At 67.3% G+C, this 23,853-nt stretch carries 24 protein-coding genes, 3 tRNA genes and 1 pseudogene; 9 read left to right on the top strand and 19 right to left on the bottom strand.

The features are described from left to right. Nucleotides 1-186 precede the first annotated feature (186 nt). The 5 genes from ACZ9J7_RS14130 to ACZ9J7_RS14110 are packed head-to-tail and all read left to right on the top strand — an operon-like array spanning nt 187 to nt 4,668. On the top strand, nt 187-1,368 hold the full coding sequence (locus ACZ9J7_RS14130; protein ID WP_476210251.1) for a sensor histidine kinase: 1,182 nt from the start codon (nt 187-189) through the stop codon (nt 1,366-1,368). Nucleotides 1,369-1,400: 32 nt separating this feature from the next. Beyond that, complete coding sequence (locus ACZ9J7_RS14125) at nt 1,401-2,117, top strand: LytR/AlgR family response regulator transcription factor (RefSeq protein WP_476210249.1); 717 nt, start codon at nt 1,401-1,403, stop codon at nt 2,115-2,117. After that, nucleotides 2,114-2,485 (top strand): DUF485 domain-containing protein, encoded by a 372-nt coding sequence (locus ACZ9J7_RS14120; protein ID WP_476210247.1) that lies wholly within the window; start codon nt 2,114-2,116, stop codon nt 2,483-2,485. Before ACZ9J7_RS14125 ends, ACZ9J7_RS14120 begins: the two co-directional genes overlap by 4 nt. A 7-nt stretch (nt 2,486-2,492) precedes the next feature. Next, nucleotides 2,493-3,959 (top strand): sodium/solute symporter, encoded by a 1,467-nt coding sequence (locus ACZ9J7_RS14115; RefSeq protein WP_476211861.1) that lies wholly within the window; start codon nt 2,493-2,495, stop codon nt 3,957-3,959. A gap of 19 nt (nt 3,960-3,978) precedes the next feature. Next, on the top strand, nt 3,979-4,668 hold the full coding sequence (locus tag ACZ9J7_RS14110) for a hypothetical protein (protein WP_476210246.1): 690 nt from the start codon (nt 3,979-3,981) through the stop codon (nt 4,666-4,668). 21 nt (nt 4,669-4,689) lie between these two features. On the opposite strand, the gene ACZ9J7_RS14105 is transcribed toward ACZ9J7_RS14110, so the two are convergent. The 6 genes from ACZ9J7_RS14105 to rpsB form a co-directional block, all read right to left on the bottom strand. Next, nucleotides 4,690-5,274, bottom strand: coding sequence for a DivIVA domain-containing protein (locus tag ACZ9J7_RS14105; protein WP_476211860.1), 585 nt, complete (start codon nt 5,272-5,274; stop codon nt 4,690-4,692). A 120-nt stretch (nt 5,275-5,394) separates the two neighbouring features. After that, nucleotides 5,395-6,315: a phosphatidate cytidylyltransferase gene (locus tag ACZ9J7_RS14100; protein WP_476210244.1), complete on the bottom strand. Its 921-nt coding sequence runs from the start codon at nt 6,313-6,315 to the stop codon at nt 5,395-5,397. Further along, nucleotides 6,315-6,872 (bottom strand): ribosome recycling factor, encoded by a 558-nt coding sequence (gene frr, locus ACZ9J7_RS14095; protein WP_306631816.1) that lies wholly within the window; start codon nt 6,870-6,872, stop codon nt 6,315-6,317. Before frr ends, ACZ9J7_RS14100 begins: the two co-directional genes overlap by 1 nt. A 129-nt stretch (nt 6,873-7,001) precedes the next feature. Then, nucleotides 7,002-7,739, bottom strand: coding sequence for a UMP kinase (pyrH, locus tag ACZ9J7_RS14090; protein WP_141161027.1), 738 nt, complete (start codon nt 7,737-7,739; stop codon nt 7,002-7,004). A gap of 150 nt (nt 7,740-7,889) precedes the next feature. Continuing rightward, nucleotides 7,890-8,726 carry a translation elongation factor Ts gene (gene tsf / locus ACZ9J7_RS14085; RefSeq protein WP_476210242.1) on the bottom strand — a complete coding sequence of 279 codons (837 nt, stop codon included), beginning with the start codon at nt 8,724-8,726 and terminating at the stop codon, nt 7,890-7,892. Between the two features lie 130 nt (nt 8,727-8,856). Then, nucleotides 8,857-9,720: a 30S ribosomal protein S2 gene (rpsB, locus tag ACZ9J7_RS14080; RefSeq protein ID WP_141161029.1), complete on the bottom strand. Its 864-nt coding sequence runs from the start codon at nt 9,718-9,720 to the stop codon at nt 8,857-8,859. 447 nt (nt 9,721-10,167) lie between these two features. Between rpsB and ACZ9J7_RS14075 the strand changes: the two genes are divergently transcribed. Continuing rightward, complete coding sequence (locus tag ACZ9J7_RS14075; protein ID WP_476210241.1) at nt 10,168-10,788, top strand: murein hydrolase activator EnvC family protein; 621 nt, start codon at nt 10,168-10,170, stop codon at nt 10,786-10,788. Between the two features lie 86 nt (nt 10,789-10,874). Here ACZ9J7_RS14075 and ACZ9J7_RS14070 read toward each other — a convergent pair whose 3' ends face one another. The 6 genes and pseudogenes from ACZ9J7_RS14070 to ACZ9J7_RS14045 all read right to left on the bottom strand — a co-directional run bounded on the left by ACZ9J7_RS14070 (nt 10,875) and on the right by ACZ9J7_RS14045 (nt 16,168). After that, nucleotides 10,875-12,065, bottom strand: coding sequence for an acyl-CoA dehydrogenase family protein (locus ACZ9J7_RS14070; protein ID WP_476210240.1), 1,191 nt, complete (start codon nt 12,063-12,065; stop codon nt 10,875-10,877). A 140-nt stretch (nt 12,066-12,205) separates the two neighbouring features. Beyond that, nucleotides 12,206-12,279: transfer RNA gene (locus ACZ9J7_RS14065), tRNA-Ile, on the bottom strand. Nucleotides 12,280-12,353: 74 nt separating this feature from the next. After that, a pseudogene (locus ACZ9J7_RS14060) lies at nt 12,354-13,551 on the bottom strand (glycosyltransferase). Nucleotides 13,552-13,667: 116 nt separating this feature from the next. Then, entirely contained in the window at nt 13,668-14,576 is a 909-nt protein-coding gene (locus tag ACZ9J7_RS14055) for a DMT family transporter (protein WP_476210239.1), read from the bottom strand. After that, on the bottom strand, nt 14,576-15,199 hold the full coding sequence (locus tag ACZ9J7_RS14050) for a CDP-alcohol phosphatidyltransferase family protein (RefSeq protein ID WP_476210238.1): 624 nt from the start codon (nt 15,197-15,199) through the stop codon (nt 14,576-14,578). Before ACZ9J7_RS14050 ends, ACZ9J7_RS14055 begins: the two co-directional genes overlap by 1 nt. A 117-nt stretch (nt 15,200-15,316) precedes the next feature. After that, complete coding sequence (locus ACZ9J7_RS14045) at nt 15,317-16,168, bottom strand: phage holin family protein (RefSeq protein WP_476210237.1); 852 nt, start codon at nt 16,166-16,168, stop codon at nt 15,317-15,319. A 178-nt stretch (nt 16,169-16,346) separates the two neighbouring features. Between ACZ9J7_RS14045 and ACZ9J7_RS14040 the strand changes: the two genes are divergently transcribed. The 3 genes from ACZ9J7_RS14040 to ACZ9J7_RS14030 all read left to right on the top strand — a co-directional run bounded on the left by ACZ9J7_RS14040 (nt 16,347) and on the right by ACZ9J7_RS14030 (nt 18,293). Next, nucleotides 16,347-17,570 (top strand): multidrug effflux MFS transporter, encoded by a 1,224-nt coding sequence (locus ACZ9J7_RS14040; RefSeq protein ID WP_476210235.1) that lies wholly within the window; start codon nt 16,347-16,349, stop codon nt 17,568-17,570. A gap of 56 nt (nt 17,571-17,626) precedes the next feature. Further along, complete coding sequence (locus ACZ9J7_RS14035; protein WP_476210233.1) at nt 17,627-17,806, top strand: glycine zipper 2TM domain-containing protein; 180 nt, start codon at nt 17,627-17,629, stop codon at nt 17,804-17,806. A gap of 79 nt (nt 17,807-17,885) precedes the next feature. Then, nucleotides 17,886-18,293 (top strand): hypothetical protein, encoded by a 408-nt coding sequence (locus tag ACZ9J7_RS14030; RefSeq protein WP_476210231.1) that lies wholly within the window; start codon nt 17,886-17,888, stop codon nt 18,291-18,293. Nucleotides 18,294-18,361: 68 nt separating this feature from the next. Here ACZ9J7_RS14030 and ACZ9J7_RS14025 read toward each other — a convergent pair. From ACZ9J7_RS14025 to ACZ9J7_RS13995, 7 genes are all read right to left on the bottom strand, one after another. Beyond that, a tRNA-Asn gene (locus ACZ9J7_RS14025) sits at nt 18,362-18,434 on the bottom strand. A gap of 122 nt (nt 18,435-18,556) precedes the next feature. Beyond that, nucleotides 18,557-18,629 (bottom strand) — tRNA-Asn (locus ACZ9J7_RS14020). A gap of 94 nt (nt 18,630-18,723) precedes the next feature. Continuing rightward, nucleotides 18,724-20,667 (bottom strand): DNA primase, encoded by a 1,944-nt coding sequence (dnaG, locus tag ACZ9J7_RS14015; protein WP_476210230.1) that lies wholly within the window; start codon nt 20,665-20,667, stop codon nt 18,724-18,726. A 28-nt stretch (nt 20,668-20,695) separates the two neighbouring features. Next, a complete protein-coding gene (locus ACZ9J7_RS14010; protein WP_476210229.1) occupies nt 20,696-20,956 on the bottom strand; it encodes a ferredoxin in 261 nt (86 codons plus the stop codon). Continuing rightward, a complete protein-coding gene (locus ACZ9J7_RS14005) occupies nt 20,953-22,221 on the bottom strand; it encodes an NADH-ubiquinone oxidoreductase-F iron-sulfur binding region domain-containing protein (RefSeq protein ID WP_476210227.1) in 1,269 nt (422 codons plus the stop codon). The genes ACZ9J7_RS14010 and ACZ9J7_RS14005 overlap by 4 nt, the downstream gene beginning before the upstream one ends. Then, complete coding sequence (locus ACZ9J7_RS14000; protein WP_476210226.1) at nt 22,218-22,775, bottom strand: ferric reductase-like transmembrane domain-containing protein; 558 nt, start codon at nt 22,773-22,775, stop codon at nt 22,218-22,220. The genes ACZ9J7_RS14005 and ACZ9J7_RS14000 overlap by 4 nt, the downstream gene beginning before the upstream one ends. Then, the gene (locus ACZ9J7_RS13995) at nt 22,768-23,853 is read right to left on the bottom strand and encodes an FAD:protein FMN transferase (protein WP_476210225.1); all 1,086 of its coding nucleotides are present in this window, start codon (nt 23,851-23,853) and stop codon (nt 22,768-22,770) included. Before ACZ9J7_RS13995 ends, ACZ9J7_RS14000 begins: the two co-directional genes overlap by 8 nt.

Below are 23,853 nucleotides of genomic sequence, written 5' to 3'. Positions count from 1 at the left end.
CACCGGGCGGAGGGCCCCGAACCGCCGGACAGGGTCCCTGGCCGGCAGCACCACGCGGGGGCACCGCAGATGTGACACCAATCACTGTGCCGCCCTGGCGTGTCCCTGTTCCAGCACTTCACCGCCCACTGTCGCTCAACGGCTGCGATGCTGCGGCAAGCGGCGCCCGCCGCTACGCTGGGCACCATGCCGGACTCCCCCCTCCTCACCGCCGCAGCCGTTGCGGTGATCGCCATGGCCATTGCCGTCGTCGTCGGCGTGGGCCTGAAGGTGCTCCGCTCCTTCCGGGAACTGGGCACCGACGCTGAGCGCGCCACGTACCACACGCTCCACGCCGCCTCCCAGGCCGGGCAGCACCTCAGGCGCGGCCTGAACCCCGCCGGCGCGGCGAAAGCCAGCCGCCAGCTGCGGACCCTCCTTGCCTGCGATGCCCTGGCGATCACTGACACCTCCGGCGTACTGGCCTGGGACGGGGGCGCCGAGGACATCCGGCCGCGCCTGATGGAACTCGCAGCGGATGTCCTGGCGTCCGGCCGGACGGCTGTGCTGTCCGCCGGCACGGAGGGAACCGGCGGGCACCTTGCCGGGGTCATCGCCCCGGTACGCGCCGGCACCCGCGTGGTGGGCGCGGTGGCAGCCTTCGCGCCGTCCGCTGGGGCAGGCCTGGTCCGGGCAACCGGGGAGGTGGCGGACTGGGTGGCTGTCCAGGTGGAACTCGCCGAACTGGACGCGTCACGGAACCTCCTGATGGAAGCGGAAGTCCGGGCGCTGCGGGCCCAGATCAGCCCGCACTTCATCTACAACTCGCTCAATGCCATCGCCTCCTTCATCAACACCGATCCGGAGCGGGCCAGGGAGCTGGTGGTGGAGTTCGCGGATTTCACCCGCTACTCCTTCCGGCGGCACGGCGACTTCACCACCCTCGCCGAAGAGCTCCGCTGCATTGACCGCTACCTGCTCCTGGAGCGGGCCCGGTTCGGCGAGCGCGTCCAGGTCAGCCTTCGGGTAGCCCCGGAAGTGCTGGGCACCGTTATCCCGTTCCTCAGCCTGCAGCCGCTGGTTGAAAACGCCGTCCGGCACGGGCTCGAGGCCAAGGAAGGCCCGGGGCACATCACCATTAAGGCCGAGGACGCGGGGGCGTTCGCCGAGGTCACCATCGAGGACGACGGTGTGGGGATGGATCCGGAGCACTTGAGGTCCATGCTGGCGGGCCATACCGACGGGGACCACGTGGGGCTGCGGAACGTGGATGCGCGGCTGCGCCAGGTGTACGGCAACGACCACGGGCTGGTGGTGGAAACGGCGCCGGGCGAGGGAACGCTGATCACCATGCGGGTGCCGAAATCCCAGCCGGGGCATGATGCGTGAGGCGGGCCTGCCGCTGGAAGTAACCTAGGAGCATGATTAACGTCCTCGTCGTTGATGATGAGCTGCCCGCCGTTGAGGAGCTGGCCTTCCTGCTGGGCAGGGACGAGCGCATCGGCAGGGTCCTGCGGGCCACGTCCGGCGCAGAGGCGCTCACGGCCCTGTCCGGCGGCAGCATCGACGCCGTCTTCCTGGACATCCACATGCCTGCGGTCTCGGGCCTGGACATCGCCGCCGCCATCGCCCGGAGCAGCAATCCGCCGGCCGTGGTTTTTGTCACCGCCGACGAGGACCACGCCCTGGCCGCGTTCGAACTTGCCGCCGTGGACTACCTGCTCAAGCCCGTGCGTGCGGAGCGCCTGGCGCGTTCGGTGGGACGGATCTGCGAGCTGCGCGACGGCGGAGCGGCGCCGGAGATGATCACGGTGGACCAGGGCGGGACCACCAGGATGATCCGGCGCGACGACGTCACGTACGTGCAGGCCCAGGGCGACTACGCCCGGCTGCACACGGCCGACGCAAGCTACCTCATCCGGGTGCCGCTGGCTGACCTTGAACAGCAATGGGCGGACGCCGGCTTCATCCGCACGCACCGCTCCTACCTGGTGGCACTCAAGCACGTTTCCTCGATGAAGCTGGCCGCCGACGGGCCGCGCGTCACGGTGGCCGGCGCCGGGCTGCCCATCAGCCGGCGGCACCTGCCCATTGTGCGGGAGAAGCTGGAGGCAACCAGGATCAGGCCGCACGCATGACCCGGGTCCGGGTTACGGCCCCGCGGGCGGCTGCCCGTACCGCTGTCCGGGGTGCCCCGCGTGCGTTTGAGTCGCGGGAAGCCGCGCAGGACTCCGAGGTAGGCCAGGTGTTCGTCAGGTCGCTGATCAGGTCCCAGCTGCGGCTGGCCCTGGTGGTGGCCGGCGGCTTCCTGCTGATCCTGGCGGCGTTCCCGCTGACGCTGGTGCTGGTTCCCGGCCTGGCAGAGACCCGGATCGCCGGCATTCCGTTCGGCTGGCTGCTGCTGGGCGTGGGAATCTACCCGGTGATCGGGTTGGGCGCCTGGCTGTATGTCAGGACCGCGGCGCGCAATGAGGCGCGCTACCGGGACCTGGCCGGGGACCAGTGACGCGGCCGTGAATGCCGGCATCGCCATCACCGCCGTCACGGTGGTGTCCCTTGCCACCGCCATCATCGGGTTTTACGGGCTGCGCATTTCACGCACCACCGGGGACTTCTATGTGGCGTCCCGGACTGTGCGGCCCTGGTGGAATGCGTCGGCGATCGGCGGCGAGTACCTGTCTGCGGCCAGCTTCCTTGGCGTTGCCGGGCTGATCCTGGTGTCCGGGACCGACGCGCTGTGGTTCCCGGTGGGCTACACCGCCGGCTACCTGATGCTGCTGCTGTTCGTCGCCGCCCCGCTGCGCCGGTCCGGCGCCTACACCATCCCTGACTTCACCGAGTCCAGGCTCGCCTCCCGGACAGTCCGCCGGGTCACCAGCCTGGTGGTGGTGATGGTGGGGTGGCTGTACATCGTGCCGCAGCTGCACGGCGCGGCCCTGACCATCCATATCGCCACGGGGCTGCCCAACTGGGTGGGTTCGCTGGCCGTCGTGGTGGTGGTATGCCTCACGGTGGTGGCGGGCGGAATGCGGTCCATCACGTTTGTCCAGGCATTCCAGTACTGGCTCAAGTTGACCGCGCTGGCCGTGCCCATCCTGTTCATCATCTTTGTGCTGGCCGGCCAGGGAGCCGAACCCGAGTCCGCTCCCGCGGTGAACCCCACGGGGGCGGCTCCCGCGGGACTCTACCAGAACGTGTCCCTGCTGGTGGCGCTGCTCTTCGGCACCCTGGGGCTGCCGCACGTGCTGGTCCGGTTCTACACCAACCCGGACGGGCACTCGGCACGGCGGACCACGCTGATCGTCCTGGGACTGCTGTCCGTGTTCTACCTCTTCCCCACGGCATTCGGACTGGTGGCCAGGATGTTCGCCCCCGATCTTGCCCGCTCCGGGCAGCCGGACGCCATGGTCCTGCGGCTGCCCGGTGAACTCATTGGCGGGGTGGCGGGCGACCTGCTCTCGGCCCTGGTGGTGGCCGGGGCTTTCGCAGCGTTCCTGTCCACCACGTCCGGCCTGGTGGTCTCCCTGGCAGGTGTCATCAGCCAGGACGTCCTGGGCGGCAGCGTCCGCGGGTTCCGGCTCGCTGCCGTCATCTCCGCAGTGGTCCCGCTTGGGTTTGCGTTCATGACCGGCTCGCTGGCCCTGGCCGGCAGCGTAGGCCTGGTCTTCGCCTTCACTGCGTCCACGGTCTGCCCCGTCCTGCTGCTCGGCATCTGGTGGCGGGGCCTGACCGACGCCGGGGCGATTGCCGGCATGGTGACCGGCGGGGTGCTGTGCGGCGGGGCGATGATCGCCGGTGCATTGCCGGGAACCGGCCCGACGCCGGCCTGGCTGGCGCAGCCGGCAGCCTGGAGCGTGCCGGCCGCCTTCGCCGTCATGGTCATCGTGTCCCGGGCCACTTCACACCGGATTCCCGGGACCATGCCCCGCATCATGACGCGCCTGCACACCCCGGAACGGCCGCTGGCAACCGAGCGGTGATCGGGAGGACAATAGCGCCATGTCCATCGAGGACGGCGGTGCCTCCCGCCAGCAAGGCGGGGTCCCTCCCTCCGTGCGGGCCCAGTTGCTCGCCACGGAACACTGGGGCCTGCTGGCGTCGCGCAGTACGGCCCAGGGCGAGGTGCTGACCCGCATCAGCATGTTCCTGACGTTCACCTCGGCCAGCGTTGTCAGCGTGGCCCTGGTGGGGCAGGCCACGGGCTTTTCGGATGCGTTCGTGCTGCTGGCAGTGGTGGTCCTGGTCATCGACACGGCGATCGGGTTGCTGACACAGCTCCGGGTGATGAACGTGGCCCACGAGGACCTGATGTACGTCACGGCCATGAACAGGCTGCGGGCCGCCTACGTGGACCTCGATCCGGGCGTGGCGCCCTACCTGATGGCCGCGTACCACGACGATGAGGCCGGTTCGAGGCAGACCTATTACTTCTTCGGCAACCGCGGCTCCTTCAGCCACGTCGCGGGCAGCAGCATGATCTTCATGACGACGGCGAACGCTGCCCTGATTGCCATCGTTGCCGGGTTGTTGGTCACCCTGGCAGGGGCGGGGACGTCAGGCGGCCTCATCGTTGGGGCGCTGTGCGGACTGGCGTTCCTGGCGGTGTCCGCCGTGCGGGGGTACCGGAGCTACCAGGAGGTGTGGCGCCGCTTCGCGCCGCTCTCCCCCACCCCGCCGGCCGGGGACTGAGCCCACGCAGCAGTGGCCCGGTCAGTCGATGGCTGCCATCAGCTCGACAACGCGGTCCAGGAAGGCGTCCACCTGCGATTCCTCGTAGCCTTCCCGGCCCACGGCCGGGCGGAAGACTGCGCGGCGCACGCTGTCCACGCTCAGCGGCTTGTCCTGCTCCAGGTACGCGACGAGTTCGCGGCACAGCCGGTCGACGTCGTCGGTGTTGTAGCTGCGCGCCCGGTTCTTGCTGGGGCGGCGGAAGCGCTCTCCGTCGGGCCGGTGCAGGCGTCCACGGAGGATCCCCGAGAGGCTGCCGATTTCCCGCAGCCAGGCTTCTTCCCCGCGTGCGGCGATCAGTTCGTCACGCTCCCGGCGGGCGAACGCGTCCTCGAGCCGGTCCAGTGCGGCGTCCACCACGGCGGCGGAGTAGCCGCCCTTGACGGGGTCGAAGGACACGCACCGCACGTCGGCGCTGTTGACGGGCTCAGTGGCTGACTCTGGCGTCTCCAGGGAGATCCGTGCGCGCTGCAGGAACTGGTCGACCTGCCGGGCGTTGTACCCGTACTCGCTGCGCTGCACGCGCTCAAAGGACGCAGGGATCTGCCGATGAATGTCCAATGCCACTTCGATTCCTTCAATGCTCTTCAGCCGGTAGTGCTTCCGCACCAGTTTAGGGTGCCGGGACCAGCGCGGCCGCGGGTCCCCGTTGTGTGTCATTTCCAGGCGCGGGGGGCGCTGGAGGGATTATGCGCCGGCCACCATGCCGTACAGGATAAAGGCCACCGGTGAAGCGAAGACGATGGAGTCCAGCCGGTCCATCACTCCACCGTGCCCGGGCAGGATGCTGCTCATGTCCTTGACGCCCAGCTCACGCTTGACCATGGACTCGGCGAGGTCGCCGGCGGTGGACGCTGCCACTGTTCCCACGGCCAGCACCGCACCCACCCACCACGGCTTGTCCAGCACGAAGAGGGCGGCCAGGACGCCTATCAGCATGGCACCCGCCACCGACCCTGCGAAGCCTTCCCAGGACTTCTTGGGGCTGATCTTTGGTGCCATGGGGTGCTTCCCGAGGGACGCGCCCACCAGGTACCCAAAGGTGTCGTTGGAGACCACCAGCAGGAGCATGACGGCGATCTCCCACGCCCCGATGGGGGCCAGGCCGCCGGGCCACAGCCCCAGTGGGGTGGTGCCCGCCGCATGCAGCGGCAGCGCCGCGAAGCTGATGAAGAACGGGACCCACCCCAGGGTGAACACCCCGGCGAAGATGCTGTTCGCCGAGCCGGCGGCACTTTCGATCGAGCGCCAGAGCAACACCGCCACGGCACTGAGCAGCAGGGCGAACAGCTGGCTCTCGATGCCGCCAAAATAGGCGGCGAACGGCATTGCGAGCGTGCCGGTCATGACCGGCACGATGGGCATCCTGGTGCCGTTGGCTTCCAGCGCCCGGTAGATCTCCCACACGCCAAAGACGGCGAAGGCAGTGACGATTGCTACGAAGGCCAGCGGGACGAACAGCAGGCCGCCCAGCACGGCGATGAGCATGGCCAGGCCCACCACGACGGCGGCGGGCAGGTTCCGCCCGGCCTTTGGCGTCGGGTTGCTCCTGGGCTGCTTCCCCCGTATGCGCGCCCGTGGTGCGGGAGCCTGATCTGCCTGGCCCATCAGACTTCGAGCAGCTCCGCTTCCTTGCGCTTGAGCAGCTCGTCGATGCCGTCCACGTGGGCCTTGGTGAGGCTGTCCAGTTCCTTTTCCGCGCGCGTGCCTTCGTCCTCGCCGGCCTCGCCGTCCTTGACCAGGCGGTCGAGGGTTTCCTTGGCCTTGCGGCGGATGTTGCGGATGGAGATCTTGGCGTCCTCGCCCTTGGTCTTGACGATCTTCACGTATTCCTTGCGGCGTTCCTTGGTCAGTTCAGGAATGGTGATCCTGATGACGTTGCCGTCGTTGGACGGGTTGGCTCCGACCTCGGAGTCGCTCAGGGCGCGTTCGATGTCCCGCATGGCGGTCTTGTCGAACGGGGTGATCAGGATGGTGCGGGCGTCCGGGATGGCGAAGGAGGCCAGCTGCTGCAGCGGCGTGGGCGAGCCGTAGTAGTCCACCAGGACCTTGTTGTAGAGGCCGGGGTTGGCGCGGCCGGTGCGGACGGCGGCGAAGTCTTCCTTGGCTACCTCTACCGCCTTGTCCATCTTTTCTTCGGCTTCGAGCAAGGTTTCTTCGATCACGGTCTCTCCTGACGGTTCTGGTGCAGTCCGGGGCGCCGGTTCCCTGCACTCACGTGGTTCTATGTTGCCGTTTCCGTCCCCGCCCGGTGGGGCGGGGACGGAACTGTCCTGAAATCATCCTAGCCGCAGCTAGGCGGTGACCAGGGTGCCCAGCTTTTCGCCGAGGATGGCGCGGGTGACGTTGCCTTCCCCTTCCATGCCGAAAACCACCATGGAGAGGTCGTTGTCCTTGCACATGGTCATGGCCGTCTGGTCCATGACGCGGATGTCGCGGCGGAGGGCGTCGTCGTAGCTGAGGGTTTCCAGCCGCTCTGCGGTGGGGTCCTTCTTGGGGTCAGCGGTGTACACGGCGTCCACCCCGCTCTTGGCCATGAGGACCACGTCGGCGTGGACTTCCAGGGCACGCTGGGCGGCCACGGTGTCGGTGGAGAAGTAGGGCAGGCCGGCCCCTGCGCCGAAGATGACCACGCGGCCCTTTTCCATGTGGCGGATGGCGCGGCGCGGTATGTAGGCCTCGGCCACCTGGCCCATGGTGATGGCGCTCTGGACGCGGGTTTCAACGCCCGCCTGTTCCAGGAAGTCCTGCAGTGCCAGGCAGTTCATGACCGTTCCGAGCATGCCCATGTAGTCCGCGCGGGAGCGGTCCATGCCGCTCTGGGACAGTTCGGCGCCGCGGAAGAAGTTTCCGCCGCCCACCACAATGGCCACTTCCACTTCGGGAACGGCTGCGGCGATCTGCTTGGCGACGTTGCGGACGGTCTCGGGATCGACACCGAGCTTCCCGCCGCCGAAGACCTCTCCGGAGAGCTTCAGGAGGACCCGCCGCCGGTTCTTCTCCGAATGCGTGACAGTGTTGACGGCTTCCATGATGCCTTCCCGTTGGTGACTCTGAAAAAAGGGTATCCTGCCGGCTCCGGTGGTCGGAACCGGCAGTGGTCCAAGCGGACTGTTGCTGCGGCCGTTTGGGCGCATGCAAAAGGGGCGGCCACCGAAGTGGCCACCCCCTTGCAGTTTCGACTAGGAGCCGACGCGGAAGCGCGTGAACGCGGTTCCCTTGACACCGGCCTCTTCGAGGACCTGTGCCACGGACTTCTTGGCGTCCTTGGCGAATGCCTGGTCAACCAGGACCTCGCCCTTGTAGAAGCCGGTTACGCGGCCTTCCACAATCTTGGTGAGGGCAGCTTCAGGCTTGCCCTCGGCCTTGGCGGTCTCTTCGGCGATGCGGCGCTCGGACTCGACGAGCTCGGCCGGAACGTCCTCACGGGTGAGGTAGTTCGGGGCCATGGCAGCGATGTGCACGGCGACGTCGTGGGCGGCGGCGGTGGCGGCTTCGCCTTCACCGTCGACGGCGAACAGCACGCCGACCTGGGCCGGGAGGTCCTTGGAGGTCTTGTGCAGGTAGGCGTCAACCGTTGCACCCTCAACGCGGGAGATGCGGCGGACAACGACCTTTTCGCCCAGGATGGCGCCTTCTTCGACGACAACCTCGGAGAGCCGCTTGCCGTCAACTTCGGTGGCCAGCAGGGTCTCGAGGTCGGCAGCGCCGGACTCGACAGCGACGGCCAGGACCTTGTCGGCCAGCTGGATGAACTTGTCAGCCTTGGCAACGAAGTCGGTCTCGCAGTTGACCTCGATCATGACGCCGACGCCGTTGCTGACCTTGGCGGCCACGAGGCCTTCAGCGGTGGAACGGCCTTCGCGCTTGGTAGCGCCCTTGAGGCCCTTGATGCGGATGATCTCGATGGCCTTTTCGGCGTCACCGTTGGCTTCGTCAAGAGCCTTCTTGACGTCCATCATGCCGGCGCCGGTGCGCTCGCGCAGGGCCTTGATGTCAGCGGCAGTGTAGTTCGCCATGTGAACCCCTCTGTCTAGAAATGTGTGGTGGTGTACGGACCGACAGGACGGCAGCCCATGTCGGTGGGCTGCCATCCTGTCAGCAGCTCCGGCTGCGGACAGCGCGGAGAATCCGGATTTTTTGCGTGCCTTACTTGGCGTCTTCGGCGGGAGCCTCGGCAGCTGCCGGTGCTTCCTCGGCGGCCGGAGCTTCAGCGTTCTCTGCCGGAGCTGCGGCGGCTTCTGCCTTGCTGCCTTCGAGGAGCTCGCGCTCCCACTCGGCCAGCGGCTCTTCCGGAGCTTCAGCAGCGCCCGTGCCGCGGTTGTTGCGGGCGATCAGGCCCTCTGCAACGGCGTCGGCAACAACGCGGGTCAGCAGGTTCACGGAGCGGATGGCGTCGTCGTTGCCCGGGATCGGGAAGTCGACTTCGTCCGGATCGCAGTTGGTGTCCAGGATGGCCACAACCGGGATGTTCAGCTTCTTGGCCTCGTCAACGGCGAGGTGTTCCTTCTTGGTGTCAACAACCCACAGCAGGGACGGAGCCTTGGTCAGGTTGCGGATACCGCCGAGGTTGGACTCCAGCTTGGTGAGCTCGCGCTTGAGGAGCAGGAGTTCCTTCTTGGTGTAAGCGGAACCGGCGACGTCGTCGAAGTCGATCTCTTCGAGTTCCTTCATGCGCTGGATACGCTTGGCAACCGTCTGGAAGTTGGTCAGCATACCGCCGAGCCAACGCTGGTTGACGTAGGGCTGGCCGACGCGGGTTGCCTGCTCGGCAATTGCTTCCTGGGCCTGCTTCTTGGTGCCGACGAAGAGCACGGTGCCGCCGTGGGCAACAGTGGCCTTGACGAACTCGTAGGCGCGGTCGATGTAAGACAGCGACTGCTGCAGGTCGATGATGTAGATGCCGTTGCGCTCGGTGAAGATGAAGCGCTTCATCTTCGGGTTCCAACGGCGGGTCTGGTGTCCAAAGTGGACGCCGCTGTCAAGCAGCTGGCGCATGGTTACGACGGGCATTCCGGCGCTCCTTATTTTCCGGCAGGTCATTCATGAGAAAACCCTGAGGTTTCTTACCCTGCCAATAGTTGACGGTTGATCAGCGTGGCCCGGACGGGCCGTGCTCCTGGCATCCCCCGCCCTTCCCATCAGGACGAAAGCCTGACCGCAGGAAGCGCGGTCCTCCATGGACAACGCCGGAGCGTTGGCTGCCGGAAGGCCGGATGCGCGTAGTCAGCCGCCGCTCCCCCACACTCCTGAATGAGATGTGCCGACGCCGTCCGGACACGGCGATACACCGCGGGGGTGGACCACTGGGACGGAAAGCGTTGAGGGCGCAGCAAACTGCTCCATCAAGTGTACTACAGGCACCCCCGCCCGCCGGACACTGCGCGCCCGCACGGGCCGTTGTCCACATAGGCGGAATCCGCCCTGCCGCGGGCGGGCCAGAGCGGGCAGTCTGGTCGCATGAAGACACCAGTCCTGCTGGCAGCAATCCTGCTGCTGCCGGCGTCCGTCGCCTCCGCGGTCTCCGGCACCCCACTCGCGCCGGCCACCACCAGCACGGCGGCCCAGGCAGCCGTTCCGGGCCAGGCAGGAGTTCCGGGCCAGGCAGGAGTTCCGGGCCAGGCAGGACTTCCGGCGACGGCGGGCCGGCCAGGCGCCCGGGCCTCGTGGCAGTGGCCGCTGGCTCCGCGGCCTGCGGTCCTCCGCGGATTCGATCCCCCACCAAAACCGTGGCTCAGCGGACACCGGGGCGTGGATCTCGGCACTGCCGGGGCCGGCGCCGAGGTCCACGCCCCGGCGGCAGGAACGGTCAGCTTCGTGGGCGTGGTGGTGGACCGGCCCGTCATCACCATCGACCATGGCGGTGGCCTGCGAAGCAGTTTCGAACCGGTGGAAAGCATGCTGCCGCAGGGTACCGCCGTGGCTGCAGGCCAGGTGGTTGGCACTGTCCTGCCCGGTCACTGCCCGCCGGCGCAATGCCTCCACTGGGGAGTCCGGGACGGTGCGGATTACGTCAATCCCCTGCAGTTCGTCCTGGACCTGCGGCCGTCCATTTTACTGCCGCTCGCGGGTGGACAATGATCACGGAACGCAGGCATGTACCCATAGCAGCAGCAGCCAGTCAGGCAGTTAGTCAGTCAGTCAACTGCCTGTAGGGAGCGGCCCGCCTACACGATGGCCGAGATGCCGGTGATGGCCCGCCCTGTCACCAGGGTGTTGATTTCAGCCGTGCCCTCGTAGGAATAGATGGCTTCGGCGTCGGCGAAGATTTTGGCCATCCCGTAGTCGGTCACGATGCCGTTGCCACCCAGGATGCTGCGGCCCAGCGCCACACTCTCCCGCATCCGGTCGGTGGCGAACGCCTTGGCCAGGGCAGACTGCTCATCCTTGGCTTCCCCGGCGTCCTCCAGCTGCGACAGCCTTACCATCATGCCCATGGAGCTGACGGTATTGCCCAGGATCCGGACCAGCTGGTCCTGGATGAGCTGGAAGGAGGCCAGGGGCCGGCCGAACTGCTTGCGCTCTACGGCATAGCTGCGGGCAACATCGAAGGCGGCCATCTGGAGGCCCACAGCCTGCCAGGCAACCGACAGGCGGGTGACCTTGAGTACCTTGTTCACGTCGCGGAAGCTGTTGGCGTTGGCGAGCTTGAAGTGGTCCGGTACCACTACGTCCGTCAGGACGATGTCGGCATTCTGGACAGTCCGCAGGGAGATCTTGTTCTCGATCTTTGTTGCGCTGTATCCAGGCAGCGTGGTGTCCACCAGGAAGCCCTTGACCTGGTTGTCCGCCACGTCGCGTGCGTACACCACCACCCAGTCGGAGAACGTGGCATTGCCGATCCAGCGCTTCGCGCCGTTGAGGATCCAGCTGTCCCCGTCCCTGCGGGCCGTGGTGCGCGTTCCGCCGGCGACGTCGCTGCCGCCCAGCGGCTCGGTCAGGCCGAAGGCGCCGATCTTCTTCAGCGCATAGATGTCGGGGAGCCATTCATCTTTCTGCTCCTGGGATGCCAGCAACTCGATGGAGCCGGTGAAGAGCCCGTCATGCACCCCCAGGAAGGTGGCGATGGAGGCGTCTGCCCGGGTGGCCTCGGCGTGCAGCATGCCGGCGAAGAGGTTGGAGTAGCCCTGCCGCCGGACCGGGCTGACCAGGTCCAGCCCGGCAAGTTTCGGAACCAGCTCCATGGGGAACTCTCCACGGTTCCAGCAGTCCACGGCAATCGGCTTGATCTCGCGCGCCAGGAACTCGCGGACTTCGGCCAGCCGGTCCTGCTCCTTGCCGGAGAGAAGCTGCTCAAACGCGAAGAAGTCGCCGTCGGCGTAGGGAAGCTCGGGGAAGTCGGCTGCGGAGGTGGCCATGGTTACCTTCTTTGGTGATCAGCGCTGACCATGCCGACGGAGCGGAGCACGGTATGTTACTGATCAGTAACATACCGCAGGGTGCGGAGTTAACCAAGAAAACCGCGGCCAACAGGAAATTGTCGGCCGCGGTTTATGGGTAGGGCTACTCGGACTTGAACCGAGGACCTTAGGATTATGAGTCCCGCGCTCTAACCAGCTGAGCTATAGCCCCCAGCCCCCGGGAGCAGGCGGTGGACCGCCGTGCTCCGGCAGGGCAAAAACACTCTAGCAAACCCGGGAAAGGGTTCAGACCACTTTGTCCTCGTAGGACGCGCCGCGGTACAGGTCCTCGAAGGTCTGAAGCGTCCCCTGGATGCTGTGGGGTTCCACCATCTGCCGGCTTGCCCGGCCCATGGCGCGTTGTTCCTCCTTGGGCAGTTCCAGGACCTGGGTGATCTTCTTGGCAAGGTCGTCGCTGTCATTGGGCGTGAAGAGGTACCCGTTCTCGCCGTCACGGACCAAGTGCGGCAGCGCCATGGCGTCCGCCAGGACCACGGGGGTGGAAGCGGACATCGCTTCCAGGGTCACCAGCGACTGCAGCTCAGCGGTCCCGGGCATGCAGAACAGGTCGGCACGGACGTAGGCGGTCCGCAGTTCCTCGTCGCTGGCCAGGCCCAGGAACTTGACCCGGCTGGTGAGTCCCAGCCGGCGAACCAGGTCCTCCAGGGCAGACCGCACCTCGCCGCCGCCCACGATCTCCAGGTGCACGTTCAGTTCGGGCGGCGTTTTGCCGATGGCCTCGATCAGCACGTCCACGTGCTTTTCCTCGGCGAGGCGGCCGGCAAACAGGACGGTGGGGTTGGCGTGCGGCTCGATGTGCTCACCGGGCTGCAGCTCGTACGCGGCAGAGTCGATGCCGTTGGAGAGCGGCAGGACCTTGCGGAGGAAGGCGTGCTCGTGCATGGCCCGGGCGGCAAGCGGGGTGGGGGTAGTGACGACGTCGGCCTGGCCCATGACCTTGCCCATGTCCTTCCAGGAGACCCGCCCGATGATGTCCTTGAACCACTGCGGGAACGGCAGGAAGGGGTTTGAGGTTTTCGGGCATGAAGTGGTTGGTGGCGATAATGCGGACGCCGCGTTTCACGGCCTCGTACAGCACGTGCTCGCCAATCATGTAGTGGCTCTGGATATGCACCACGTCCGGCTTGACCCGATCGAACAGGAGGCTGATTTCCTTCTTGATTTCCCAAGGGAAGCAGAGGCGGAAGCTCTCGTGCGTGAACGCCTTGTGCGAGCGGAGCCGGTGCACGGTGGCTTCATCGCGGAATTCGGTGAAGCTCTTTCCCTTGCTGTCGCGGGAGGCCAGGACGTGAACGTTGTGGCCCCGGGCCGTCATCCCCTTGGCCAGCCGGTATCCGAACTGGGCAGCACCGTTTACGTCGGGCGGATAAGTGTCTGCGGCGATCAGGATGGTCAGGGGGCGCTGGTCGGCTGGCGTGGTCATGGGGAGTACTCCTGATGGTCACGGTGCGGACAGCGTGGAACTGACAGCACGGTTGGCCACTGGCGCAGGGGCGCAGGGCTTCGTGGGATGACTGGCGAAGTTGGACGGGAAATGGACTAGTGGGTGGGCTTTCCGGAAGCCTTCCGCGCGTCCTTCTTGCGCTTGGTGACTTCCGGGTGGTGCCGGGAAAGGGCGATGACTCCAACGATAGCAAGGCAGGCCGCCGTTCCCATTGCAATAGCCATGACCGCATGGACGTCCGGCCGCAGTTCACCCAGGATGATGACGCCGATGGCAATACCCACCATGGGGTCGACCACCGTGAGCCCGGCGATTACCAGGTCCGGCGGCCCGGTGGAGTAGGCACTCTGCACGAACCATGACCCCAGCCCCCCGGCGGCGATGATGGCCACCACGGAATACCACTGGACGTTCAGCAGGAAGAGCCCGTTCGGGTCCAGGAGGTGCTTGCCGATGATCCGGGTGAGCACTGCCACGAAACCGAACAGAATGCCGGCGCCGAGGATATAGATAAACGCGTTCATCCGGTGCTTGAACGTTACAGCCAGCGTGCCGAACAGCCCCACCGCCAAGGCAAGGAGCAGCACAATGGTGAGCTCGTCTTCAGGGCTGACATGGTGGTTCTCCTGGGTCACGTTGACCGCCAGGAGAACGAAGAGCGCGGATCCAGTGACGCACGCGGCGATGGAGACGGCCGTGGCGCGGTTGATGGTCAGGTCCTGGTCCCGGGCGTTGACCACTGTGGTGATCACCAGGGCAATGGCACCGATGGGCTGGATCACCGTCAGCGGCGCGGAGACCAGGGCTACGGCATTCATGGCCATGCCGGTGCACAGCAGCAGGAGCCCCAGCATCCACCGGGGGTTGCGCAGGAGGCGCAGGAAACCGTTGGAGCTGAGGGCCAGGCCGCCGGTGTCGGCCTTGACGGCGCTCCCCTGGCGCTGGGCACCCAGGGCAAGGCAGAAGGCGCCAAGCACCGCCAGGCCGACGGCAAGCCACACCATCAGCCGTTCCCGCCGTCGTGCTGTTGTTGTTCCCGGTCCTTGCGCAGCATGGCCCAGAAGTAGTTGTACGCGGCAATCCAGTGGCCCACCAGGCCCAGGCCCAGCACCACCCAGGCGGCAGTGAGGAGCGTGGCGGACATACCGGTATCCAGTCGGGAGAGGAGCAGCAGGGGCGTCCCCAACAACAGCAGCCCGGTCCGCACCTTGCCCACCGCGCTGACCGGAAGGTCCGGGTGTCCGTGGAAGAGGGAGAGCGTCAATACCAGCAGGACGGCATCGGGAATCACCAGTGCCGCCAGGTACAGCCAATGCACGACGCCGGCAATCACCAGCGTGAAGGCCACCGCCAGCAGGGCCAGGCGGTCGGCAATGGGGTCAAGGACCCGCCCAAGCTTGGAGGCTTGGTCGAACCGGCGGGCGATGTAGCCGTCGATCCAGTCCGTCCCCGCCATGACAGCCAGGACGACCACGCCGGCCCAATATTCCTTCTGGGCCAGCACAAGCCAGATGAAGAGCGGAACGCCCATGAACCGCACCACGGTGAGCAGGTTGGGGATGGTAACCACGCGGTCATGGTCCACCTGGGGACGGCCGGGGCGGGCGCCTGCACCAATGAACTTCACCCGTCCCCCTCTCCTTCCTGCTGCGCTGCGGCGCAGTCTTACTGTCATGCCCTGGTGGCCCATGCCTGCAGGGCCGGAAAACGCGTCCGCCGGAACGTGGCTTGCCCGGCCGGGGACCTAGTTGGCGCGGAAAAGCCTGCGCAGGAGGACCACCAGGACCGTGCCTGCCGCGACGAAGGCAGCCAGCGGCTTCCAGCGCCTGGACAGGTCGGCGGAGCCGGACACGGCGGCGAACCGCTGCCCCGCCGATTCCACGCCGTGCCGCGCCAGCACCTGGCCCTCACGCGCCTTGACCTGGGCGGCGGCGAGGAGGTAGCGGGCCTGGGTCTTCACGTCCAGCTCCGTGCCGAGTTCGTCCCGGACTTCGGTGAGGTGGTGGCGGCGCTGGCTCAGGCGGCGTACCAGGTCGGCTTCGGACGCGTGCGGGAATTCCTGCTCGTGCTGGGCGGCCTTGGCTTCCTTCTCCGCCTTGGCCTTGGAAGCTGCCTCGGCCTTGGCGGCCTTGGCAGCCTTGGCCTCGGGGCTCTCCGGGTCAAGGATGGCCGGGTTGAAGGCCGAGCCCTCGCGGGCCACCCCAATATCGTGCCTGATGCCTCGGATGGTCTCTTCCGGCATCAGCGGCATGGCCTTCTTGAACCTTGCGAGGCCAACAAGGCCGCCGATGAGGGCTATCAGCAGGAAAGCGGCGGAGACCAGGAGGGCTGCCAGCCAGGCGGGCATGATGGTGGCCAGGCCCATGATGGCCGCAACGATCAGTCCGACCACCAGGAATGCGAGGAAGAGCAGCGCGACGGCGAAGAAGGCCGCGGCCACCCCCACCTGGATACCCTTGCGCTTGAGTTCGATCTTGGCGAAGGCGATCTCGTCGTTGAGCTGGCGGGGGGCCAACCGGAAAAGGAGTCTTGCCGTTCCGGGCAGCGCAGTGATGCGCAATCCCGGGCTGGTACGCCCGCTGTGACGTCCGCTCATCGGTTCCGCCTTACTGGTTCATGGGTCGATACTGCATCCGTTGGGTGTGGAATGTGCAGCCGCACAGTCCACGCCACCAAAACTACCATTCAGGTTCAGGGCGAACTTGGGGGCTTGCCGGTGGGCGCGGCCTACAACGCTGCAAAAACGGGCCCGGGCGGGCCTAGGATTGTTCTCCGTGACCAATCCCCCCAATCCGGGCGACCTGCTGAGCCGCCGCCGGAAGCTCCTGTACATCCTCCTGTTGGGCGCCCTGACCGCCCTTGGTCCATTTACCATCGACCTCTACCTGCCCGCCTTTCCGGCGCTGGAGGCAAGCCTGGGGGTAACGGAGGCCCAGGTGCAGCTCACCCTGGCCGGCACCACGGTCGGCTTCGCGTTCGGGCAGCTGGTGGTGGGTCCCTTCAGCGACAAGTTCGGCCGCAGGACTCCTCTGATCCTGGCCACGGCACTGCACATCGTGGCATCGCTGGGCGCCGCAGTGTCCGCCGACATCACCACGCTGGGAATCTTCCGCGTGCTGATGGGGGTTGGCGCGGCCGGCGGCGGCGTGGTGGCCATGGCCATGGTCCGCGACCTGTTTTCCGGTTACGCCATGGTGCGCATGTTCTCCAGGATGTCCCTGGTCAACGGGCTGGCGCCCATCCTTGCCCCTGTCATCGGTTCACAGCTCCTCCTGGTGATGCCGTGGCCGGGCATCTTCGTGTTCCTGGCAGCCTACGGAACCCTGGTGATCGTGGCCGCGCTCCTCCTGGTGCGTGAAACGCTGCCGCCGGAGAAACGGGGCCGGACCGGCATGACAGCCGGGCAACGCTACAAGGCGCTGTTCAGCGACCGGATCTTCGTAGGGCTGCTGATGGTTGCGGGATTCAATTTCGGCGGCCTGTTCACCTACCTGTCGGCCTCGCCATTCCTGTTCCAGGACGTCTTCGGGTTCTCGGCCCAGCAGTACGGCCTGCTCTTCGGCGTCAACTCCCTGGGCATCGTGGCCGGCGTGCAGACCAGTTCGCGGCTCATCCGGATCGTTCCGCCCCAATGGATCCTGGCCGGCGCCACGGCATGGATGTTCCTGATGGCCCTGTTGATCGTGGTCTTCGACCGGGCGGGCCTGGGGCTGTGGGGCGTCATGGTCCCGCTGTGGTTCTACATCCTGGGCACCGGCTTCATGTTCCCCTGCTTCCAGGTGCTCGCCCTGGCCGGGCACGCAGCCCAGGCGGGAACGGCAGCGTCGCTCCTGGGCGCCGCGACGTTCCTGATGGCCGGGCTCATTTCCCCGGTGGTGGGCTGGCTCGGCATCACCAGCGCCGCGCCCATGGGCGGGGTGCAGGCAGCCTGCATCCTCCTGGCGGCCGCCGCACTATGGCTGGTGGTCCGGCCGCGCACGGTACCCTCGATCCACTGAGCCAGGCCATCATCGGGGGCGCATGACACCCCCCGCCTCCAATCGAAAGGCAGCCCGTGAGCCGCAAACCGCAACGCAACGGACGGGGACTGTTCCTCGGGGCGGTGCTCGGCGCCGTCGTGGGCTACTTCGCCGGCCGCGCCGTGGGAAACCCGGCCTGGGGCATCATCCTGGGGACGCTGGCGGGCGCCGCGCTCCTGTACCGGGTCAACCCGGGCTCCCGCCGGCGCCGCTGAACTTCCCGCACTGATTGTTGTGGCCGGTCCGGTGCGGCTTTCCCTGCCGTCCGGGTCCCGACCGCGATAAAATGATGCCGTGCCCAACTGGCAGAACCAACCGCCACTTCCGGCCACATGGCAACGGTGCGACGCCCGGATCCTGCCACTGTGGTGGGAGCGGCTGTGTGCGCAGGCAGGACAACAGTCGGCGGCCCTGTACGCCGCGGGACTGTTCACCGAAGACCGGCGCCGGCCCATCGCCCAATGGTTCAATCCCGCCTTCAACGCGGCCCTGCTGGTGGCGCCGGAAACCTCCCCTGAATGGCCGGTGCAGCGGTTCGGCATCTTCTACGCTCCCCCGGACGCCGGCTTCGTGAGGATCCACTCCGCTCCGCACGAATGGAACCCCCGCGAACCCCGGAAGTCGCCAACCGAGCAGGAAGCCTTCCAGGCGGCCATCGCCGAGGCGGAAAGGTTCCTGCAGGTGGAGATGGACTTTGTCTGATCCACTGCAGCGCCGCAAAAGAAAAATCCCCGCTCCTCCAACCGGAGGAACGGGGATTTTTCGTTGCGCTCCTCCTGCTGGACTTGAACCAGCAACCCTTCGATTAACAGTCGAATGCTCTGCCAATTGAGCTAAGGAGGAATGAAGCAGGTATGACATTAGCAAAGGATTCCGGCACAGGGAAATCGGCAGTTTCCGGCGCCCAAACTCCCCTGCCGGGAAACAAAAATCCCCGTTCCGGAGGCCGGAACGGGGATTGGAAGCTCCTCCTGCTGGACTTGAACCAGCAACCCTTCGATTAACAGTCGAATGCTCTGCCAATTGAGCTAAGGAGGAATGAAGCGGGTACCAGCCTAGCAAACACCTGGCGGGGAAATGAAATCGGACGGCCGTGACGTGGCCCACCCCGGGTCCGCGGCCCGGGCCACCACTACGCCTCGGCCCGCAGGGCCCTGCGTTCCATTTCCAGCATCATCAGTTCCCGGTTGAGCCGCTGGTAGGTTTCCGGGTCCGCCGCCGCGTCAAGGCGCTGCAACTGGCCCATTTTGTCCGCCTTGACCCGGGTGATCTGCAGTTCGAACAGCCGGGACAGGATGTCGCGGCAGTACTTCAGGACCGCTTCCTCGGTATGGGCCGGCAGCGGCACGACGGCGAGTTCGGATACCAGCGGCCGGAGGGGCTCAGGAACCTCGTGCATCACGTGTTCCACCCAGCGCACGGGGTCAACGGTCAGGCCGGGGCCGGTGGCGCGCATGGCGTCGTGGACGGCCTGGAAGGCAGGGATGGCGAACCGGGCAGCGGCAAAGCGGTCCCAAACCCCGCCGGCCAGCAGCGCAGGCTGCTGCAGCGCCACCTCCAGCGCCTGCCGCTCCATGGAGGCCACGGGATCGCGGGGGTCCGGCCGGTGGAAGGACGGGACAACACCCGACGACGGCCCGGCAGCTACGCCCGGCGCCCCGGACTGGGCAGGGACCGGGCGGGAGGGGCCGCCTGGCTGCGGCTGGCCCGGAGCCGGGGACCGTCCCGGTTCGCCGCGCTTTCCGGCGTTCGTCACTTCGGCGTTGACCATCCGCAGGACCTCGTTGGGGTCCGGCATGCCCAGCCAGCCGGTCAGCGCCTGGCAATACCCTGTCCGGGTGGAGGCGTCGCGGATGGCGGCCACCACCGGCACCGAGGCCTTGAGGCCCTGGACACGGCCCTCAACGGTGTCGAGGTTGAATTGCTTCAAGGTGCTGCGGATGGCAAATTCGAACAGCGGCCGGCGGGACTGGATCAGGGCGTGCACCGCGTCATCCCCACGGCTGAGGCGCAGGTCGCAGGGATCGGCGCCCGTGGGTTCCACGGCCACGAAGGTCTGGGCGGTGAAGCGCTGGTCCTCTTCGAAGGCCCGCAGGGCGGCCTTCTGCCCGGCGGCGTCGCCGTCGAAGGTGAACACCACTTCTCCCCCGGTGCCGTCGTCGGACAAAAGCCGGCGGGCGATCTTGATGTGTTCGGTGCCGAACGCCGTGCCGCAGGTGGCTACCGCCGTCGTAATTCCTGCAAGGTGGCAGGCCATGACGTCGGTGTAGCCCTCCACCACCACCAGCTGCCGGTCCTTGGCGATGCTTTTCTTCGCCAGGTCGATGCCGTAGAGGACCTGGGACTTCTTATAGAGGGTGGTCTCCGGGGTGTTGAGGTACTTGGGACCCTGGTCGTCCTCGTACAGCTTGCGCGCACCGAAGCCGATGGTGTCGCCGGCCATGTCCTTGATGGGCCAGATCAGGCGGCCGCGGAAACGGTCGTAGATGCCCCGGTTTCCTTCACTGAACATGCCGGTGAGCTTGAGCTCGGCGTCAGTGAAGCCGCGGCCGCGGAGGTGCTTCAGGAGCGCATCCCACCCCTGGGGGGCGTACCCGCAGCCGAAGTGTTCCGCGGCGGCCCGGTCGAAGCCGCGGCCAAACAGGAAGTTGCGGGCCGTGGCCGCGCCGGGCGTGAGCATCTGGGCCCGGAAGAATTCGTCCGCGATCTTGTGTGCGTCCAGCAGCCGCTGGCGGCGGCCCACTTCCTCCCGGTTGGGGCCGGTGCCGCCGTCCTCGTAGCGGAGCTCGTAGCCGATCCGGGAGGCGAGCTTCTCCACGGCCTCCTGGAAGGAGCTGTGGTCCTGCTTCTGGACGAAGGCGATGACGTCACCGTCCTCGCCGCAGCCGAAGCAGTGGTAGCGGCCTACCTGTGGACGGACGGTGAAGGACGGCGAGCGCTCGTCGTGGAAGGGGCACAGACCCTTGAAGGTTCCCAGCCCCGCGCCCTTGAGCGTGACGTAGCCGTCAACCACTTCCTTGATGTCCGTGCGCTGGCGTACTTCGTCAATATCTTCACGTTTAATCAGCCCAGCCACACAGCAATCTTAGTGTCACCGACCGGCTTCACGTCCCCGGCGCCCGCTTCTCCGGTTCCGGCGCCTTTCCCTCGAGCAGGCTCAGGGCCAGCTTGGGGCACAGGATGACGGCCTCCTGCGCCGCTTCCCGGTCGGCGTCACGCAGCGGAATGTCTGTCCGGTCCCGGCCCACCTTCCCTCGTGCCACCGGGTACCCCCAGTCGTCCCGGTCAAGTACGCCGGGAAGCAGCTCCACACACAGTCCGCGGCCGTCGCAGCTGGTCCAATCGATATGCAGGTGGGTTTTCATGCCGCCGCCCCTCCCGGGCCCGTGCAGTAGCCGGAAAGGTGGGCGCGGAAGTCCCCGGCGAAGACCTCGAGGGCGCTGCTGACCAGGCCGGTGGTCCCCTCCGGGTGACGGCACGCGCCACGTCCCGAAACCAGCTTTCCCAGCCGGTCCAGCTCGGAAGCAAGCCGATGGTTGGTTTCCCCGCCGGCGATCCGGTTGAGGATGGACGCCATGGCTGGCAGCCCGAACATGCAGGGGCCGCATTGCCGGGCTGACTGGTCGGCCAGGTAACTGACGATCCTGGCCGTGGCCTGGATGCCGCACGACTGCAGGTCCAGGGCATGGATCACGCCTGCCCCCGGCCGGACGGTCCGGCCGGGCAGCCCCGCTGGAGAGAGCGCGTGGGCGGCGGGCCGCACCCACCGCCCGTGGTAGCCACCCACCAGGACGGCGGACAGGGCGGCAGGGTCCATCCCCGCCTCCTGGAGGACCGCGGAAAGTTGCGCACCGCCGGGCACTTCCAGCACCACGTCCGGTACTGGCGCAGGCCCGGAAACGGACACGAGCCGGGTGCCGGGGTCCGCCGCAGTCCCCATTTGGCGGAACCACGGCGCCCCGTAACGGGCGATCAGGGCAACCTGGGCAAGGGTCTCGACATTGACCACCAGCGTGGGCCGCCCGTTGAGGCCGGATTCGCTGAGGCGGCGCCGCTGGTCCGTGGGGACGGCACTGCCGTTGGCAATCATGTTGACGACGGCGCTCGACTCACCGGAGATAAAGGTTTCAGGAGCCTGGACCATGCGGATCCGCTTGCCCCGGGGACGTTCGCCGACGGCCTGTTCAACGCGGGGAAGACCGGCCGCCGGCGCGTACATGTACATGCTTGCGCCGCCCAATGCTTCGGCGAGGGCCACGAGTCCGTCGATGACCAGGTGGGGTGCATGGGCGAGGAGGGTCCGGTCCTTGAAGCTCAGGGGTTCGCCTTCTGCACCATTCGCAATCACCACCGGCCGGGCAGCAAACATGCCTTTCCGACCGGACCCTGCAGCGGCACTGGCCTTGCGCCAGGTTTCGAACGCGGCGCCGCCCCGGCCGGTGAGCCCGGCCGCGGCAAGGGTGTCCAGCAGCCCTGGTCCGGCAGCCTGCGCTTCCCAGGGCCCAAACGCCTGAACATGCTGCGACCAGCCTGCGTCAGGGCCAGCGGCCAGCAGCCTCGGTTGCTGGCGCAGGCTGTCCTGTTCCGGGTGGAGTGGCACCGGCTGGTGGGTGTCATGGGGGTGGGTCACGGAACGTTTCCTTGCCTGGCATGGGAGGTTTCGAGGAAGGAGGGGCTCAGGCGCCACAGCAGGGCCGCCGCCACGGCGACCGCTGACGCGACGGCCAGCAGGAGGAACCATCCGCTGGAGACGTCGGTGCCGTTGCCGAGGGCGTGCGCCATGGCCACCGGCCAGACGCCGTAGCTGAGCCAGTGCACGGCTTTGAAGCTGCGCTGCCCGATCCGGTGCCGCAGCAGGCCCGTCACCACCACCGCGAGCACGAGGTCCAGGGCCACCGTCCCCAGCCCCTGCCAAAACGGCTGGTACGAGCCCAGGAACGGGACGACGATGTCCACCGGGTTCAGCTTGGCAAACGAGTCCAGGAGCAGGGATCCCACGTGCAGCCCCAGGAACACCGTGGCGAGCAGCGCAATGTTCCGGTGCAGGAGGCTGATGGAGAACCGGGGCAGCACCATCAGCGGGCGGCCGGACCTGTTGAGGATCCCCAGCAGCACGGACGCGGTGAACAGTGCCAGGGACACGAAGCCGCTGACCCGCCCAAAGGCCCACATTGCCTCATCCACGGCGGCCACCCCCGGCAGGGGAGCTTCCGCCGGCGGCCAGGGCCGGGCTGCCGCTTTCGGCGGGCCATTCCCCGGTGGTGATGACCCTGCCCCGGCTGTCCACCAGGCGGGCAGCGATCCCTTCGCTCCGGAACCAGTCCACGGCAGCGAAGCCGCGGACGACTGCCGCCGTGCTGAATGCGTTCGCTTCCAGGCAGGTGGGGGCGGCAACGGTCACCGAACGCCAGACCGGCTCGGCAGGCAGGCCAAAACGGGGGTCAAGGATGTGGTGCACGTCGGTCCCCTGGTGCTTCCAGCGGCGCTTCTGCGTACTGGAGGTGGCCAGGGCAAAGCCCGGGGCCAGGGAAACCTGCTGGCACGGGTCGGCAGGGAGGTCCTGCACCATGACCTGCCACTGGCCCGGCCCGCCGTCCTCCTGCGGCCCCGGGCCTGCGCTGGCCAGGTCACCGCCCAGGCTGACGAGCACCCCGCAGCCCAGTGCTTGGTGCACGGCGGCAGCGGCGAGGTCGGCTGCGACTGCCTTTGCTGTTGCCCCCAGGTCCAGGCGGAGGCCGGGCGGGAGGGTCAGGGTCGAGGTGTCGAGGTCCAGGCGGGACCAGCCGGGTGCCCGCGGTACCGAAGACTGCCGGGGAGGTGCGGGCTGCGGCGACACCGGGATGCTGGTGAGGCCGGGCCTCTGCCATTCCGGGCCATGGCCCAAGGCCGCCAACTCAGCTCCGAGGGTGGGGTCCACATCGCCGCCGGTGAGCCGGGCCGCGTCCAGCGCGCGCTCGAGCAGAAGCCGGAACAGGGGGCTGATGCCAACGCCCTGCGGCATCCGGGACTGGACCCTCATCAATTCGGAGTCTTCCCGGAAGCGGCTGCAGGCGAGGTCGACCGCAGCCACGACGCCGCGAACGGCCTCTTCGGCTGCGGCGAGCATTTCCGGATCGGTGACGGTAACGGATGCCTCAAGTTCCCAGACAGTCCACCTGGCCTGTGCAGTGTTGTCCGCCGGTGGATTGCTTCCCCCGCGTGAACGGTGTTCGGCGGCCCTGGTGCCGGCTGCGCCGGCAGCGGCCCTGCCGGAGCCTGCCAT

It is taken from the genome of Pseudarthrobacter sp. TE9888, assembly GCF_056279345.1.
This window is presented reverse-complemented; position numbering and strand designations above follow the sequence as displayed.

What these genes read in the sequence shown, in the direction of transcription:
- ACZ9J7_RS14130 (WP_476210251.1), top strand. Translation starts at nt 187, where the DNA reads ATGCCGGACTCCCCCCTCCTCACCGCCGCAGCCGTTGCGGTGATCGCC.
- ACZ9J7_RS14125 (WP_476210249.1), top strand. Translation starts at nt 1,401, where the DNA reads ATGATTAACGTCCTCGTCGTTGATGATGAGCTGCCCGCCGTTGAGGAG.
- ACZ9J7_RS14120 (WP_476210247.1), top strand. Translation starts at nt 2,114, where the DNA reads ATGACCCGGGTCCGGGTTACGGCCCCGCGGGCGGCTGCCCGTACCGCT.
- ACZ9J7_RS14110 (WP_476210246.1), top strand. Translation starts at nt 3,979, where the DNA reads ATGTCCATCGAGGACGGCGGTGCCTCCCGCCAGCAAGGCGGGGTCCCT.
- ACZ9J7_RS14100 (WP_476210244.1), bottom strand. Translation starts at nt 6,315, where the DNA reads ATGGGCCAGGCAGATCAGGCTCCCGCACCACGGGCGCGCATACGGGGG.
- pyrH (WP_141161027.1), bottom strand. Translation starts at nt 7,739, where the DNA reads ATGGAAGCCGTCAACACTGTCACGCATTCGGAGAAGAACCGGCGGCGG.
- tsf (WP_476210242.1), bottom strand. Translation starts at nt 8,726, where the DNA reads ATGGCGAACTACACTGCCGCTGACATCAAGGCCCTGCGCGAGCGCACC.
- rpsB (WP_141161029.1), bottom strand. Translation starts at nt 9,720, where the DNA reads ATGCCCGTCGTAACCATGCGCCAGCTGCTTGACAGCGGCGTCCACTTT.
- ACZ9J7_RS14075 (WP_476210241.1), top strand. Translation starts at nt 10,168, where the DNA reads ATGAAGACACCAGTCCTGCTGGCAGCAATCCTGCTGCTGCCGGCGTCC.
- ACZ9J7_RS14070 (WP_476210240.1), bottom strand. Translation starts at nt 12,065, where the DNA reads ATGGCCACCTCCGCAGCCGACTTCCCCGAGCTTCCCTACGCCGACGGC.
- ACZ9J7_RS14055 (WP_476210239.1), bottom strand. Translation starts at nt 14,576, where the DNA reads ATGGTGTGGCTTGCCGTCGGCCTGGCGGTGCTTGGCGCCTTCTGCCTT.
- ACZ9J7_RS14045 (WP_476210237.1), bottom strand. Translation starts at nt 16,168, where the DNA reads ATGAGCGGACGTCACAGCGGGCGTACCAGCCCGGGATTGCGCATCACT.
- ACZ9J7_RS14010 (WP_476210229.1), bottom strand. Translation starts at nt 20,956, where the DNA reads ATGAAAACCCACCTGCATATCGATTGGACCAGCTGCGACGGCCGCGGA.
- ACZ9J7_RS13995 (WP_476210225.1), bottom strand. Translation starts at nt 23,853, where the DNA reads ATGGCAGGCTCCGGCAGGGCCGCTGCCGGCGCAGCCGGCACCAGGGCC.